The following is a 15,457-nucleotide window of genomic DNA, read 5'->3' as shown; positions in this document are numbered from 1 at the left end:
TATATAATAGTTGGATATATTAAATTTTTGAAAAGGGAAGTGATTTTTATATTTCCAAATACCCACAGAATTATTGCAAATGAACTCTATAATGAAATATATAGGGTTTATAATATAAAACTAGATAAAAAATCTTTAATTTGGGGCTCTCAGCTTCCAGATTATAGTCCGAAACATAAAATGATTCCTCATTACTATGATAAGTCTATCGACTATATTGTTGGTGAGATTATTTCTTTAATTGTATTAGCCAGATTTACAAATCTTGAAGAATCATCATATATTGGAGTTACTAAAAAGATATTTTCTAAAAAACTCGGAATTATTTCTCATTATTTAACCGACTATGTAACACTAGCTCATTATGAAAATTGGAGCTTTAAAGATTCTATGGTTAAGCACGTGAGTTATGAAAGAAAGTTAAATCACATTGCTGAAAATTTTGACTTTACGAGAAATGAAGTTATTAATCTTAGGATTGATTTAGATGATATATTTAGTTTAAGAAAAAATATAAGGAATAATATTGATGAAGTTTTAAAACTTTATAGAAAAGAGAAGTCTCTAGAAAGAGATTTAACCTTTGCTTACAATATAAATTTAAATATTATTTATTTTGTAATAGATATAATAAATGTTTACTCTAATAATTTAAGCACAGCAAAATTAGGTCTTTTAGCTCGCTAGATTTTTCTAGCGAATTTTTTTATAAAACATCCTAGATTTTTAAAAGAAATTTAATTTTTTTTGGAGTATAATAAATAAACAAGGGGGAGGAGCAGATGGCATTACCAATTACGGATATAAAAAAATTACACCAGTCTCTTGAGTATAATTTTTTATATAATAAAGATTTAAACTCTATGCATCTGCTACTTCAGATGCTTGAAAATGAAGTCAAGCTTAAAAAATTTAAGCCAAAATACTATTGTATGAAATCTATAAATAGGTCAGTTTCAAGGAGTCTTTATTATAGGGATGACAAAAATTATATAATAAGAACTATTGATAAACTTATTAATGATGATATAAATAGATTAGAGCTTTCCACATATTTAGATGGATATTCAAGTGGATATAAAGATGATTATTATGCAAACATGATTGAAGAACTTGCTCTAACTATTTTCGGAAGAGAATGTTTTTATAAAGGGGATATTTTATTTCATCAGATTAATTCTGAAAAAGAGTTAGAAGTTTATGAATTAATTGAAAAATCTATTCAAGAAGATTTAGAATTGACAGAAAAAATTAGGTCAGTAACTATTACTTATGTAAATAAATTTATCAAAACTAAGATATTTACAATAAATAATTTTTTAGATAAGCAAATTAAAATCAATTTAGATAATGGTAGAATTGATAGGGGTTCTGAGTTTCTTACTATTCCAGAGCTAACAAATATCTACCAAAAAATTATTTATTCTTATTTAAGAAGTCTTACTAAGACTTATATTACAAGTTACTGGTATGGCGTAAATGATAGGGTTTTAAGTAGATACTAAGCCTCTCCTTGTCGGAGGGGTTTTTTTTATAGGAGAAAGTATGATAATATTAGGTATAGATCCTGGTCTTGCAACTATTGGATATGGAGTTATTGAAGCTAAAAGCCGTATAAGTTTAGTTGAATATGGAATTATTCAAACTCTTCCAACATCAACTCTACCTGAAAGATTGGAGATTATTTTTAAAAACATAGATTTATTAATTAAAGATTTTAATCCAGATGAGGTAGCTATAGAAGAACTATTTTTTAATAAAAATGTTAAGACGGCTATTACAGTTGGAGAAGCAAGAGGTGTTATACTGGTTAGCTTAAAACTAAACTCAGTTCCAATCTATGAATATACACCTCTACAGATTAAATCATCTATTGCAGGATATGGTAGAGCTGAAAAATTGCAGGTGCAAAATCAAGTTAAAAATATTCTTTCCTTAAAGGATATTCCAAAACCTGATGATGCTTCCGATGCACTTGCTGTTGCTATGACTCATTATTTTCAGGGAAGAAACAAGGAAATGTTTTTAATAAAGTAGGTTTTAAATGATTGATTATATTATTGGAGAAATAAAAAAAATAGAAAATGATTATGTAGTTATTGAAAATAACTTAATAGGATATAAGGTCTATACATCTTTAAACTCTATGAAAAATTTTGTAATAGATGAAACTTTTGCAATTCATATTGAAATGGTTGTTAGAGAAGACTCTCTTAGCCTTTACGGTTTTTATAGCGAGGATGAGTTAGATTTATTTAAAAAATTAACTACTGTTTCATCTGTTGGACCAAAGGTTGGACTAGCTATTTTATCTAGTCTAATGCCTTCCCAAATAATTTCAGCTATAAAGACAAATGATATTAATTTACTTACAAAGGCTCCTGGAGTAGGGAAGAAAACTGCATCTAGGATTATTTTGGAATTATCAGATAAAATTAGTGGGTTTGATTATGACTTTAAAGAAAACGACTTTATAATTAAAGACGAAGATTTGGAAGATGCAATTTTTGCACTAACTTCTTTAGGTTATCCTAGGGATAGCGTCGTTAAAGTTATAAATGAAGTTGCTAAAGAAGATTTAGACTTAGAAGATATTATTAAGAAGAGTATGATAAAACTTTCAAGGTAGGTTTTTATGGAAAATGAAGGAAGAATAATCGGTTCAAATAGGAATTTTGAGGAAGAAAGTTTAGAAATTTCTCTTAGACCTAGATGGATGAAAGATTATATTGGTCAAAAAAAGGCTAAAGAAAAATTAAATATTTTTATTGAAGCTGCTAGAAATAGAAAAGAAGCTATGGACCATGTTTTATTGCATGGACCTCCTGGTCTTGGAAAGACAACCTTAGCTGGCATTATAGCCAATGAAATGGGAGTTAATATTAAGATAACATCAGGGCCTGCTATTGAAAGGCCATCTGATTTAGCTAGTATTTTAACAAATCTTCAAAATGGAGATATTTTGTTTATTGATGAAATTCATAGAATTAGTAGGTCAGTTGAAGAAGTTCTCTATCCAGCAATGGAAGACCACGCACTGGATATTATGGTTGGAAAAGGTCCCAGTGCTAGAAGTCTAAGAATTGATTTGGAAAATTTTACTTTAATCGGCGCAACTACTAGAGCAGGGCAAATTTCTTCTCCTTTAAGAGATAGATTTGGTGTTATATTGAATCTTGAGATGTATGATACTGAATCTTTAAAAACTATAGTAACTAGGAGTGCTGATATTCTAGGAGTAAATATTACTGAAAAAGGAGCTATTGAAATAGCTAAAAGAAGTAGGGGAACACCAAGAATTGCAAATAGACTATTAAAGAGAGTTAGGGACTATGCTGAAGTTAGAGCTGATGGAGAGATTACAGATGAGGTAAGTAAAAGAGGGCTAGAACTCTTAGAGATTGATGAGCTTGGATTAGATTCAACAGATAGAAGGTTAATAAAAGCTATTATTGAAAATTTTTCAGGCGGGCCGGTTGGAATTGATACAATTGCAGCTAGTACTGGAGAAGAATCGGTTACTATTGAAGATGTCTATGAGCCATATCTTTTACAAATTGGTTTTTTAAATAGAACACCTAAGGGTAGGATTTTAACTAAAAAAGCCTATGATCATTTAGGATATAAGTTTGGAGAATAATAAGTTTTGAAAACAGATGATTTTGATTTTGAATTAGATGAGAGTTTAATTGCTCAGCATCCATTAAAAGACAGGGACCATGCAAGACTTCTTGTCATGGATAAAACTACAGGTGAAGTTTGCCACAAGATGTTTTATGATATCGTGGATTATTTAGAAGATGGAGATGTACTTGTATTAAATGATACAAAGGTAATCCCTGCAAGACTCTACGGCCATAGAGATGGTAAGGAAGAAAAAGTAGAGGTCTTGATGCTAAAAAATACTAAAGACGATATTTGGGAATGTTTGGTAAAGCCTGGTAAGAAAATGAGGGTTGGTTCCAAGCTAATTTTTGGAGATGGAAGACTTAGCTGTGAAGTTTTGGATGTTATAGAAGATGGGGTTAGGATAATAGAATTTTTCTATGATGGTATTTTTGAAGAAAGACTAGATGAATTAGGAGAAATGCCACTACCTCCATATATTACTGAAAAACTTGAAAATAAAGATGATTATCAAACTGTATATGCAAAGTATGACGGATCAGCTGCTGCACCAACAGCAGGACTACATTTTACTGAAGAACTTTTAGATAAAATTAGGAATATGGGAGTATATGTAGAATTTGTCACACTTCATGTAGGACTAGGAACTTTTAGACCTGTCAAGGTAAATGATATTGAAAAACATATAATGCATAAGGAAGTTTATAGTTTATCTAGGGAAACGGCAGATGTTATTAATAGGCAAAAAAAACTTGGCAAAAAAATTGTAGCAGTAGGAACTACTGTTGTTAGAACTTTAGAATCTGCTATTAGAGGAGAAGATGAGTTAACTCCAAAATCTGAATCAACAGATATTTTTATTTATCCAGGATTTGAATTTAAAGTTGTTACAAGTTTAATAACAAATTTCCATCTTCCTAAATCTACACTTATGATGCTTGTATCAGCCATGTCTACTAGAGAAAATATTTTAAATGCTTATAGTGAAGCTATAAAGGAAAAATACAGATTCTTCAGTTTTGGAGATGCTATGTTTATAAAGGAGTAATTGATTGTTAGAGTTTAAAGTTGAAAAAACGTCCAGTGAATGCAAGGCAAGAACTGGTACATTAAAATTAAATCATGGAGAAGTAAAAACTCCAATTTTTATGCCGGTTGGGACTAGGGCAAGTGTTAGAGCTATGACATGTGATGAATTAAAAGAAATAGGCTCACAAATTATACTTGGAAATACCTACCACCTTTATTTAAGACCTGGCGAAGAAATTATGCGTGAAGCTGGCGGCTTAAATAAATTTATGAATTGGGATAAGCCAATATTAACTGACTCAGGTGGATTTCAAGTTTTTAGTCTTTCTAGACAAAGAAAGATAACTGAAGAGGGAGTTCACTTTAGATCTCATATTGATGGTTCTAAACACTTTATTTCTCCAGAAAAATCTATAGATATCCAAAATTTTCTTGGATCCGATATTATGATGGCTTTTGATGAATGTGTTCCATATCCAGCTAGTTATGACTATACTAAGGACTCTATGCTTAGAACTTTGAGATGGCTTGAAAGGTGTATTAAGCACAACAAAAATGACAATCAAGCCTTATTTGGAATTATTCAAGGTGGAATGTATAAGGATCTTAGAAAATATAGTGCTGAAAAAACTACTGCATTTGATTTATCTGGTTTTTCAATTGGAGGATTAAGTGTTGGAGAGCCTAAAGATATGATGGTTGAGCTTTTACATTATACAACACAATTTATGCCAATTAATAAACCTAGATATTTGATGGGGGTTGGCAGTCCAGACTATCTATTTGAGGCAGTTGAAGCTGGAGTTGATATGGCTGATTGCGTATTACCAACTAGAATTGCTAGAAATGGAACTGCTATATCTTATAATGGTAAACTTGTTCTTAAAAATGCTAAGTATAGAAAAGATTTTAGACCAATTGACGAGAATTGTTCATGCTACGCTTGCAAGAATCACTCAAGAGCATATATAAGACATTTGATTTCTGTAAATGAGATTTTAGCAGCAAGACTACTCACAATTCATAATCTTTATTTTTTACTAGATTTAATGAAAAATATAAGAAGTTCTATAGAAGAAGATAGATTTTTAGAATATAAAAAAGAATTTTACGATTCTTATGGATATTAGGTATAATAATTGATATAATAAAAATATAGTATTAAAAAAGGAGGGATAATATGCCTGAAGGAATTACTTCAATAATGCCGACATTTCTTTCACTTATAATTGCTTTTGTAATTATTTATTTTTTAATGATTAAACCACAAAAAAAGAGAGAAAAAGAAATTCAAGCTATAAGAGATGGAGTAAAAGTTGGAGATAATATAATTACAGTTGGTGGAATTAAAGGAAAGGTTACTAAAACTGGAGAAGATTATATAACAATTAAGTCTCAAGATGCCCAAATGGAAGTTACTAGAACTGCCATCTATAAAGTAATTGAAAAATAATTAGTTTATTCTAAGTAGTTTTTTAGCTTTCTTTTCATAATAATTATTTTATGATATAATATTTAGGTACAAGGAGGGGTTTAATATGAAACATATAACTGTACTTAAAAAATCAAGTTTGAGAGATACTTGCTCTCATAAAGGATGCGGCGAATGTCAAACATCTTGCCAATCAGCTTGTAAAACATCTTGCACTGTTGGAAATCAAAAGTGCGAAAATGAAAACAAATAAAAAAATTGGTGCTGGTCACCTTTTTTTTATTTGTCTATATTTTTTGGAGGTATTATGGGGAAAATACATAAATTTTATTTAAATAATAAATATATTATTTTAGACGTTTATTCATCAAGTATATTTGTAGTAGATAAAATGACTTATGACATAGTAGATGAAATTGATAAAACTAATGATGAGGTTTATTCGCTTTTTAGTGAGTATTCTAAAGAAGAAATTGATGAGTGTTTAAGTGAACTTAGAAACTTAAAGGAAGAGGGATATCTTTTTTCTGAAGAAATAAAGAGTGAAGACATTGAATATAATAGAGATAATATAATAAAGGCAATGTGTCTTCATGTATCACACGACTGTGATTTAAGATGTAGGTACTGTTTTGCATCTCAGGGAGATTTTTGCGGCGAAAGGTCCTTGATGGACTTTGAAACAGGAAAAAGAGCCTTGGATTTTCTTATTGAAAACTCTGGAAATAGAAAAAATCTAGAGGTTGATTTCTTTGGTGGAGAACCTTTATTAAATTTTGACGTTGTAAAAAAACTTACCCTTTATGGAGATGAACTAAATAAAAAAACTGGGAAAAATATAAGATTTACTATTACAACAAACGGTGTTGGCCTAGATGATGATAAAATTGATTTTATAAATAAGCACATGTACAATGTTGTTCTATCATTAGATGGAAGAAAAGAAATCAATGATTATATGAGACCAACCATTAATGGTAAGGGATCTTACGATATTATAGTTCCTAAATTCAAAAAATTGATAGAGGGAAGAGGAGATAAGGACTACTATATAAGAGGGACTTTCACTTCTCACAATTTAGATTTTTCTAAGGATGCTCTAGAATTTTATAAAGAAGGATTTGACAAGATTTCTTTAGAGCCTGTGGTAACTGATGAAAAAGAAGAGTATGCAATAAGGGAAGAACACCTTGAACAAATACTAGAAGAGTATGAAAAATTTTCTAAAATATATTTAGATATTAATAAAGATGAAGATAAGCTTTTATTCTTTCACTTTATGGTAGATTTATCAAATGGCCCTTGTTTAGCTAAAAGGTCCATAGGGTGCGGAGCTGGATGTGAATATATATCTGTAACTCCAAATGGTGATATTTATCCTTGCCATCAATTTGCATCTGATCCAAGCTTTAAACTTGGCAATATTTTTACTGGTATAGATAAAAGAGAAATAACTGAAAAATTTAAAAAGGCCAATGTGTTTAATAAGGAAGATTGTAAAGAGTGTTGGGCGAAATTTTATTGCTCTGGAGGCTGTCATGCTAACGCTTATTTTAACAATCACTCATTAAATAAGCCTTACAAAATTGGCTGTGAAATGCAAAGAAAGAGATTGGAATGTGCAATTTCAATCTTAGCTAATAAAGGGGAAATATAAAGAGGAGTTAATTTGAGTATTTGGAGAATTTATAATAGAGACATCTCATCACTTAAGGGTAAGCTTAGTGATGAGTTTCTTTATATTTTAGTAAATAGAGGAATAGATACAAAAGAAAAAATAGATTATTATTTAAATGCAAATTTTGAAAATATGCACGATCCTTTTTTAATGAAGGATATGGATATAGCTGTTGATTTAATTTTAGACCATATATCTAAAGACTCTCATATTCATATTTGTGGGGATTATGACCAAGATGGAATAGCTTCTACAGTTATTTTGATGAAGGGCCTCGGAGAAATTCATAAAAAAGTAACATATTCAATTCCAGATAGGACTGTTGACGGCTATGGAATAAATACATCTATGGTTGAAGAAATGAAAAAAGAAAATGTAGATTTAATTATCACATGTGACAATGGTATAGTTCAATTTGATGCAGTAAATCGTGCCAGAGAACTTGGAATAGATATAATAGTAACTGACCATCATACTATAAAAAGAGATGGAGAGAAAGATTTTTTACCAAATGCAAATGCTGTTATAAACCCTCATAGAGAAGATGAAACTTATCCTTTCGAAAATCTTTGCGGTGCTGGAGTTAGTTTTAAACTTATCCAAGCTATATATAATTCGATAGGGATTGAGGATGAAAAACTCATTCCTCTCATATCCTACGCAGCAATGGGAACTGTGTGCGACGTAGTTGAACTTAAGGATGAAAATAGAATAATTGTGAAGGAGGGTTTAAAAGAACTAAATAAACTTAAAAATCCAGGGTTTAAAGCTTTAGTTCAAGCAAATAATTGGAATAAAGATATTGATATATTTACTCTTGGATTTGTTATTGGCCCTTCTATAAATGCTTCAGGTAGACTTTCAACTGCTAGACTCGGAGTAGAACTATTTTTAGAAGATAATATAAATAATTGTGAATCTTATGCTTATGAATTAGTAAGACTAAATAACGAGAGAAAAAATCTAACTAACGAAGGCTTAACTAGAGCATTAAAAATAATTAAAGAGCAATCTATCCATTTAAATAATGTCATCATGGTTAATATTGAGCCTTGTCATGAAAGCATCGTTGGGATAATAGCAGGAAGAATAAAAGAAAAATTTAATAAACCAACCTTAGTTTTTACAAATGGACTCGAAGAGAATACTTTAAAAGGATCTGGAAGAAGTATAAAGCCTTATAATATGATAAGCAAACTCGAAGATCAGAAAGATCTTTTTTTAAAGTTTGGCGGACATAAAATGGCTGCAGGATTTTCAATTGAAAGAAGTAGATTTTATGATTTAAACAAAGCTTTAAATGAAGATAGTGGACTATCTGAGAAAGATTTTGTAGAGGTACATTATATAGATATTAAGAAAGATATTTCTAGTATAGATGAGAACTTTATTAATGAACTTAGTGATTTAGAACCTTTTGGCGAGGGCAATAGTAGACCAGTACTTGCTGATAAGAATATAAATTTATTATCAGTTAAAATTATTGGTAAAAATAAAAATGTCATTAAACTCACTTTACTAAAAAATAATAGAGTATTAGAAGCTATAAATTTCACAAAAAGTGATGAAATTTTGTCTTATTTAGAAAACAAATTTGGCAATAAGATATATAATAATTATTCAAATCAATATAATTTACCAATTGATATTATTTACTACCCTACAATAAACGAATTTAACGGAAATAGGAGAGTTCAGTTAAATATTAAAGATATTAGATGAAATAATTTTTAAAATCTGATATAATTAATATATTATACAAATTTATATTTAATTAAAAGAGGTGAGAATATGGATAACATTTCATTAGAATACATGTATGAAAAAATGGATGAAAATAAAATTGCATACGATCCTAAACAAATAGAAAAGTGTTATCTTTTCACTAAAAAAGCTCATGAAGGACAAAAAAGAAATTCAGGTGAAGAGTATTTCATTCATCCTGTACACGTTGCCTTACTTCTAATAGATCTTAATATGGATGATACAACTATAATGGCGGGCATGATGCACGATGTTATAGAAGATACAGAGTATACTTATGACGATATTAAAGAACTTTTTTCTGAAGAGGTTGCAAATCTTGTAGATGGAGTAACTAAACTAAAGAATCTTAATTATAAGACAAAACAAGAATCTCAAGCTGAAAATATTAGGAAAATGGTTATGGCTATGGCCAATGATATAAGGGTTATTATTATTAAGCTTTGCGATAGACTTCATAATATGAGAACTCTTGAATATATGACTAAGGCTAAGCAGTTTAGAATAGCAACTGAGACTATCGAAATCTACGCTCCTCTAGCACATAGACTTGGGATTTCAACTATTAAGTGGGAACTTGAAGATTTATCATTAAGGTATTTAGAACCTGAAACTTATTATGATTTAGCAAAAAAAATTCAAAAGAAAAGAGAAGATAGGGAAGAGGACATTAATAAAATCATAAATATCTTACATGAAAACCTTGATCAGATGAATATTAAATGTGAGATTTCTGGTAGGCCAAAGAGCATATACAGCATCTATAACAAAATTAAAAATGGTGGGAAAACTTTTGAGCAAATTTATGACCTAACAGCTGTAAGAGTTATTGTTGAAACAGTAAGAGATTGTTATAATGTTTTGGGTGTTGTACATTCACTTTGGAAACCTATTCAAGGAAGATTCAAAGATTATATAGCTATGCCTAAGGCAAATATGTATCAATCGCTTCATACAACTGTAGTCGCACTTGAAGGTGAAATATTTGAAGTTCAAATAAGAACCTTTGAAATGCATAAAACTGCAGAATATGGTATTGCTGCTCACTGGAAATATAAAGAAAACAAGTCAAAATCATCTAATTTTGATGAAAAATTACAATGGTTAAGACTACTTATGGATTGGCAAAAAGATTTAAGCGATTCAACTGAATTTATGGAAACATTAAAGGGTGATTTCTTCTCTGATGAAGTATATATTTTCTCCCCAAAAGGTGATGTTATAGGACTTCCTCAAGGGTCTACTCCTGTTGATTTTGCCTACAGAGTTCATACAGCTGTTGGTAATAAATGTGTTGGAGCGAAAGTTGATGGAAGAATTGTTCCTCTATCAACTAAGCTTAAAAATGGTAATATTGTAGAAATACTTACATCTCCAAATTCAACTGGCCCTTCAAAAGATTGGCTAAAATTTGTAAAATCTCCTCAAGCAAAAAATAAAATTAAACAATGGTTTAGAAAATCTCAAAGGGACGAGGATTTAATAAAAGGGCGTGATATGCTTGAGAAAGAAGCTGAAAAAAGGGGCTATGATTACAATCAAATTCTAAAAAAAGAGTGGCTTGAAGATATTTCTAAGAAACTTTCTTTTAATTCCTTAGAAGATATGTATGCATCTGTAGGATATGGTACAACTCTTATAAGTCAAATTATGCCAAAGCTAAAGGAAAAATATAAAGAATATTACAAGCCTGATGATATTTCTTTAAAAGATTTAGAAGCTATAGAATCTACATCAAATAAAAAATCTACTATGGGTCTTATTTTTGATGGAATTGATAATATTGAAGTTAAACTTGCTAAATGCTGTAACCCTGTCCCTGGTGATGAGATAGTAGGATATGTAACTAGAGGCAGAGGAGTTAGTGTTCATAGAGCAGATTGTCCTAATATGAAGGGTGTAAATCCTGGAAGGTTTTTAGAAGTTGCTTGGGATGATACTAAGGACATTAAATATAATGTTCATCTTCATATACTAGCTTATGATAAGATGGGTTACCTAGCAAATATTTCAAAGATAATTGGTGATATGGGTATGAATATTTCAACACTTTCAGCAAAAATAAATAAGGATCATACTTTTTTAATAGATCTTTTACTTGAGGTTAAGGAAAAGGGTCAGTTAGATATATTATTTAAAAAAATTATGGAAATTGATGGGTCTATTAAAGTATATAGGGTAAAATCATCATGAGAGCATTAATTCAAAGAGTATTATCAGCAAGCGTGAGTGTAGATGGAGAAATAATTTCAGAAATATCTAAAGGTGCATTAATATTCCTGGGTGTAAAAGTTGGAGATAAGAAAGAAGATTTAGACTATTTAGTAAAAAAAATAAGTGGATTAAGAATTTTTGATGATGAGAATTCTGTAATGAATTTGTCTATTTTGGATTTAGATTTAGAAATTTTAGTAGTCTCTCAATTTACTCTTTATGCAGATACTAGAAAGGGTAATAGACCTAGTTATGTAAGAAGCGAAAAAAGAGAAAATGCATATAATACTTATATGGAATTTATAAAGAGATTGAGAGATCTTGGGATTAAAGTTTCTGAAGGTTCATTTGGAGCTGACATGAAGGTCTCATTAGTTAACGACGGACCTGTAACTATAATTATTGATAGTGAAAAGATTTATTAAAAATTGGAGGATAAAATGGAAGTTTATAGAATGATGGCTGGTGTTTATGCTGCGAATTGCTATATTGTATATGATGAAAATAAGAATGGATTTATTGTAGATCCTGGTGGAGATTTTTCAGATATAGATGCTAGTTTAAATGATTTAGGAGTTCATCTTAAGTTTATTTTATTAACTCATGGGCATGGAGATCATATTGGTGCCGTTAAGCCTTTTATTGAAAAATATAAAATTCCTATATATGCATCAGCTTTAGAAAAAGAACTTTTAGCAAATCCAGAAATAAATCTTACAAAGAGGATGCCATCAGCAGAAATATCTATAACTGATTATATAGAAGTTAATGATGGAGATGTTATAGAAAATTCTGGATTTAGTATTGAAGTTTTTGCGACACCTGGGCATACTGCTGGTTCTGTATGTTATAAAGCAGAAGATAATCTATTTACTGGAGATACACTATTTATGGGAAGTATTGGAAGAAGTGATTTGCCAACTTCAAGTACAGATGATCTAATGCTTTCTTTAAAAGAAAAAATAATGCCATTAGATCCAAAGACTAAAGTATATCCTGGACATGGAAGAGAAACTACTCTTTCATATGAATTTAAAACAAATCCATTTTTACTTAAATTATAGTTGACATTATGTATTTATATGATATAATTAATTAGTAAGTTTTAAGTAGAGGTATCCGCTCTCACCTTATCGGTATTTACTGAAAGGTTATAAATTAATTTTCTGAAGTTAATGTAGCGGGTATTTTTACCTGCTATTTTTTATTTTGGAGGTGTAAATAAAATTAAGGAACTTCAAATCAATGAAGAAATTAGATCAAACGAAGTCAGATTAATTGGAAAAGATGGGGAACAAGTTGGAATTGTTCCAATAAATAAAGCATTAGATCTAGCTGCAGATGCTGGATTAGATTTAGTTGAGGTAGCACCTAATGCTAAACCACCAGTTTGCAAAATCATTGACTATGGTAAGCATAAATATGAAATGCTAAAAAAAGAAAAAGAATCTAAGAAGAAACAAAATATTATCAATATCAAAGAGATAAGAATGACGCCAAATATTGAGAGACATGATTTGCAAACTAAAGCTAATAGTGCCATAAAATTTTTGCAAAATGGTGATAGATTAAAAATTAGCGTTAGATTTAGAGGAAGAGAAATGGATCGTACAGATTCTGGAAAAGAAGTTTTAGATGATTTCTATGAGCTTGTAAAAGACTATGGAGAAATAGATAAAAAACCAAAATTAGAGGGACGTTTTATGACAATGTATGTTAACTCTAATATAGAAGAATAGGAGAATTATTATGCCAAAAATGAAAACACATAGAGCTTCTGCTAAAAGATTTAAAAGAACAGCTAGCGGAAAATTAAAAAGATTTAAGGCTTATAAGAGCCATATTACTGGTAAAAAATCACCAAAAAGAATCAGAAATTTAAGAAAATCAGCTTTAGTTAGTCCATCAGATCAAAAGAGAATTGATGGAATGATTCCTAGATAATTAGAAAGAAGAGGTGAATATAGATGGCTAGAGTTAAAAGAGGTATTTCTACAAATAGAAAACATAAGAAAGTTTTAAAACAAGTAAAGGGTTATTACGGATCAAAGTCTAAGTTATTTAAGACAGGTAAGCAAGCACTTACTAAATCTTTAACTTATTCTTTTGTTGGTCGTAAACATAGAAAAAGAGATTTCAGAAAATTATGGATTTCAAGAATTAATGCCGCTGCTAGACTTAATGGACTTAGCTACAGCAAATTTATGCATGGCTTAAAGTCTAATGGCATTGAAGTAAATAGAAAAGTATTATCTGAAATGGCTATTAGTGATCCAAAGGGATTTGAACAATTAGTAAATATTGTTAAAGGTGCATAAAGTTTCATTGAAGCTTTATGCTTTTTTTATATGAGGTTTATATGATTAGCAAAATAAAGTGCTTTTGGGAATCTTTTAGAAAATCCCCTCCGAGAATGTTGGCACTAGGATTTTTAACTGTTATTTTATTGGGCGGAATTATTCTTTCCCTACCTATTTCAAGTAGAACTGGAAATCATACTCCATTTATTGATAGCTTATTTACATCAACATCTGCTGTTTGCGTTACAGGCTTAACTACAGTTACAACAAAAGCTAATTTTTCAAATTTTGGATATATAGTTATTATGTCACTTATCCAATTTGGTGGTTTGGGTTTTATGACCTGGGCTGTTTTAGTGCAGCTTTTAATGAAAAAGAGGATCTCTTTTTATGATAGGATACTAATTCATGAGCAGATGAATGAAGAATCATTTTCTGGAATGGTTAGGCTTATTATTTTTGTTTTAAAATCTACTTTTTTAATAGAATCTATAGGTGCAGTTTTATTATCATTTACTTTTATACCTGAATTTGGACTGAAGAAGGGAATTTTTTATAGTATATTCCATTCAGTTTCAGCATATTGTAATGCTGGATTTGATATACTCGGAGAAGAGTCTCTTTCTAAGTATTCAAATTCAATATTAGTTCTTCTTCCGATAGCGAGCCTAATTATTCTTGGAGGAATAGGCTTTAATGTATTTATTGATATACTTAAAAAGAAAAATTATAAAAAACTTAGGCTTCATAGTAAGTTAGTTTTAACAATGACTTTAATTTTGATTGTTTTTCCTGCGATTGTAATATTTTTATTGGAATTTAATAATCCATCTACATTCATGGGAAAGAGCTTATCATATAAAAGTTTATCATCTTTTTTTCAATCAATCACTCTTAGAACAGCAGGTTTTTTCTCAATTGATCAAAGTCTTTTAAGAGAATCAACATCATTATTTTGCATTTTAATAATGTTTATAGGTGGTTCTCCATCTGGTACTGCTGGAGGTATTAAAACTACAACTTTTGCACTTGTAATTATGCTTTCCATAAGTGAAATTAAAGGATTTAAAGATGTTGAAATTTTTAATAGAAGGATTGAATCAAACGTTGTAAGAAAAGCTTTAACAATTTTTACAATTTCTATAATTTGGATATTGTTTGTTACTTTTATTTTATCTGTAATAGAAAATAAAAGAATTGTGGATTTGCTATTTGAAACAACATCTGCATTTGCAACTGTTGGATTAACTAGGGGAATAACACCTAGACTCTCTACAATTGGGAAGTCACTGATAATCATTACAATGTTTATTGGTAGACTTGGCCCAATGGAACTTGCGTATGCAATTTCAAAAAATAAAAAGATTAGATCATATAAAGAAGCTAATGGTAATATAATGGTAGGATAGGAGA

18 protein-coding genes are annotated in these 15,457 nt (G+C 29.8%); all 18 read left to right on the top strand.

From position 1 onward, the window contains the following. Positions 1 to 27 precede the first annotated feature (27 nt). The 18 genes from VLK81_RS06940 (at position 28) to VLK81_RS06855 (ending at position 15,453) form a co-directional block, all read left to right on the top strand. Complete coding sequence (locus VLK81_RS06940) at positions 28 to 687, top strand: zinc dependent phospholipase C family protein (RefSeq protein ID WP_324619917.1); 660 nt, start codon at positions 28 to 30, stop codon at positions 685 to 687. 95 nt (positions 688 to 782) lie between these two features. Then, entirely contained in the window at positions 783 to 1,505 is a 723-nt protein-coding gene (locus VLK81_RS06935) for a hypothetical protein (RefSeq protein WP_324619916.1), read from the top strand. Positions 1,506 to 1,545: 40 nt separating this feature from the next. Further along, on the top strand, positions 1,546 to 2,037 hold the full coding sequence (gene ruvC, locus VLK81_RS06930) for a crossover junction endodeoxyribonuclease RuvC (protein WP_324619915.1): 492 nt from the start codon (positions 1,546 to 1,548) through the stop codon (positions 2,035 to 2,037). A gap of 7 nt (positions 2,038 to 2,044) precedes the next feature. After that, complete coding sequence (gene ruvA, locus VLK81_RS06925; protein WP_324619914.1) at positions 2,045 to 2,629, top strand: Holliday junction branch migration protein RuvA; 585 nt, start codon at positions 2,045 to 2,047, stop codon at positions 2,627 to 2,629. Between the two features lie 6 nt (positions 2,630 to 2,635). After that, entirely contained in the window at positions 2,636 to 3,640 is a 1,005-nt protein-coding gene (gene ruvB, locus VLK81_RS06920; RefSeq protein ID WP_324619913.1) for a Holliday junction branch migration DNA helicase RuvB, read from the top strand. Between the two features lie 6 nt (positions 3,641 to 3,646). Further along, the gene (queA, locus tag VLK81_RS06915; protein ID WP_324619912.1) at positions 3,647 to 4,675 is read left to right on the top strand and encodes a tRNA preQ1(34) S-adenosylmethionine ribosyltransferase-isomerase QueA; all 1,029 of its coding nucleotides are present in this window, start codon (positions 3,647 to 3,649) and stop codon (positions 4,673 to 4,675) included. Between the two features lie 4 nt (positions 4,676 to 4,679). Then, the gene (gene tgt / locus VLK81_RS06910; RefSeq protein WP_324619911.1) at positions 4,680 to 5,786 is read left to right on the top strand and encodes a tRNA guanosine(34) transglycosylase Tgt; all 1,107 of its coding nucleotides are present in this window, start codon (positions 4,680 to 4,682) and stop codon (positions 5,784 to 5,786) included. Between the two features lie 50 nt (positions 5,787 to 5,836). After that, the gene (yajC, locus tag VLK81_RS06905; RefSeq protein WP_324619910.1) at positions 5,837 to 6,109 is read left to right on the top strand and encodes a preprotein translocase subunit YajC; all 273 of its coding nucleotides are present in this window, start codon (positions 5,837 to 5,839) and stop codon (positions 6,107 to 6,109) included. Between the two features lie 85 nt (positions 6,110 to 6,194). Further along, positions 6,195 to 6,341, top strand: coding sequence for a six-cysteine ranthipeptide SCIFF (scfA, locus tag VLK81_RS06900; RefSeq protein WP_324619909.1), 147 nt, complete (start codon positions 6,195 to 6,197; stop codon positions 6,339 to 6,341). A 54-nt stretch (positions 6,342 to 6,395) separates the two neighbouring features. Next, positions 6,396 to 7,745 (top strand): thioether cross-link-forming SCIFF peptide maturase, encoded by a 1,350-nt coding sequence (gene scfB, locus VLK81_RS06895; protein WP_324619908.1) that lies wholly within the window; start codon positions 6,396 to 6,398, stop codon positions 7,743 to 7,745. A 12-nt stretch (positions 7,746 to 7,757) separates the two neighbouring features. Further along, complete coding sequence (gene recJ, locus VLK81_RS06890; RefSeq protein ID WP_324619907.1) at positions 7,758 to 9,488, top strand: single-stranded-DNA-specific exonuclease RecJ; 1,731 nt, start codon at positions 7,758 to 7,760, stop codon at positions 9,486 to 9,488. A gap of 69 nt (positions 9,489 to 9,557) precedes the next feature. Beyond that, a complete protein-coding gene (locus tag VLK81_RS06885) occupies positions 9,558 to 11,723 on the top strand; it encodes a RelA/SpoT family protein (RefSeq protein WP_324619906.1) in 2,166 nt (721 codons plus the stop codon). Beyond that, positions 11,720 to 12,169: a D-aminoacyl-tRNA deacylase gene (gene dtd, locus VLK81_RS06880; protein WP_324619905.1), complete on the top strand. Its 450-nt coding sequence runs from the start codon at positions 11,720 to 11,722 to the stop codon at positions 12,167 to 12,169. Before VLK81_RS06885 ends, dtd begins: the two co-directional genes overlap by 4 nt. Before the next feature lie 15 nt (positions 12,170 to 12,184). Then, a complete protein-coding gene (locus VLK81_RS06875) occupies positions 12,185 to 12,808 on the top strand; it encodes an MBL fold metallo-hydrolase (protein WP_324619904.1) in 624 nt (207 codons plus the stop codon). 135 nt (positions 12,809 to 12,943) lie between these two features. After that, positions 12,944 to 13,483 carry a translation initiation factor IF-3 gene (infC, locus tag VLK81_RS06870; protein ID WP_324620493.1) on the top strand — a complete coding sequence of 180 codons (540 nt, stop codon included), beginning with the start codon at positions 12,944 to 12,946 and terminating at the stop codon, positions 13,481 to 13,483. A gap of 10 nt (positions 13,484 to 13,493) precedes the next feature. Further along, positions 13,494 to 13,688, top strand: coding sequence for a 50S ribosomal protein L35 (gene rpmI, locus VLK81_RS06865; protein WP_324619903.1), 195 nt, complete (start codon positions 13,494 to 13,496; stop codon positions 13,686 to 13,688). 23 nt (positions 13,689 to 13,711) lie between these two features. Further along, positions 13,712 to 14,062, top strand: a complete 351-nt coding sequence (gene rplT / locus VLK81_RS06860; protein ID WP_324619902.1) for a 50S ribosomal protein L20 — start codon at positions 13,712 to 13,714, stop codon at positions 14,060 to 14,062. Positions 14,063 to 14,157: 95 nt separating this feature from the next. Then, positions 14,158 to 15,453 carry a TrkH family potassium uptake protein gene (locus VLK81_RS06855; RefSeq protein WP_324619901.1) on the top strand — a complete coding sequence of 432 codons (1,296 nt, stop codon included), beginning with the start codon at positions 14,158 to 14,160 and terminating at the stop codon, positions 15,451 to 15,453. Positions 15,454 to 15,457: the final 4 nt, after the last annotated feature.

It is taken from the genome of Citroniella saccharovorans, from assembly GCF_035481615.1.
Taxonomy (GTDB): Bacteria; Bacillota; Clostridia; order Tissierellales; family Peptoniphilaceae; genus Citroniella; species Citroniella saccharovorans.
Note: the sequence above shows the minus strand (reverse complement) of the source record. Positions and strands in the feature narration are given on the sequence as shown.

Excerpts from the sequence above, each read along its gene's own strand:
- scfB (WP_324619908.1), top strand. The coding sequence starts at position 6,396 with ATGGGGAAAATACATAAATTTTATTTAAATAATAAATATATTATTTTA.
- ruvC (WP_324619915.1), top strand. The coding sequence starts at position 1,546 with ATGATAATATTAGGTATAGATCCTGGTCTTGCAACTATTGGATATGGA.
- dtd (WP_324619905.1), top strand. The coding sequence starts at position 11,720 with ATGAGAGCATTAATTCAAAGAGTATTATCAGCAAGCGTGAGTGTAGAT.
- VLK81_RS06875 (WP_324619904.1), top strand. The coding sequence starts at position 12,185 with ATGGAAGTTTATAGAATGATGGCTGGTGTTTATGCTGCGAATTGCTAT.
- ruvB (WP_324619913.1), top strand. The coding sequence starts at position 2,636 with ATGGAAAATGAAGGAAGAATAATCGGTTCAAATAGGAATTTTGAGGAA.
- ruvA (WP_324619914.1), top strand. The coding sequence starts at position 2,045 with ATGATTGATTATATTATTGGAGAAATAAAAAAAATAGAAAATGATTAT.
- VLK81_RS06855 (WP_324619901.1), top strand. The coding sequence starts at position 14,158 with ATGTTGGCACTAGGATTTTTAACTGTTATTTTATTGGGCGGAATTATT.
- VLK81_RS06935 (WP_324619916.1), top strand. The coding sequence starts at position 783 with ATGGCATTACCAATTACGGATATAAAAAAATTACACCAGTCTCTTGAG.
- rplT (WP_324619902.1), top strand. The coding sequence starts at position 13,712 with ATGGCTAGAGTTAAAAGAGGTATTTCTACAAATAGAAAACATAAGAAA.
- VLK81_RS06885 (WP_324619906.1), top strand. The coding sequence starts at position 9,558 with ATGGATAACATTTCATTAGAATACATGTATGAAAAAATGGATGAAAAT.
- scfA (WP_324619909.1), top strand. The coding sequence starts at position 6,195 with ATGAAACATATAACTGTACTTAAAAAATCAAGTTTGAGAGATACTTGC.
- yajC (WP_324619910.1), top strand. The coding sequence starts at position 5,837 with ATGCCTGAAGGAATTACTTCAATAATGCCGACATTTCTTTCACTTATA.
- rpmI (WP_324619903.1), top strand. The coding sequence starts at position 13,494 with ATGCCAAAAATGAAAACACATAGAGCTTCTGCTAAAAGATTTAAAAGA.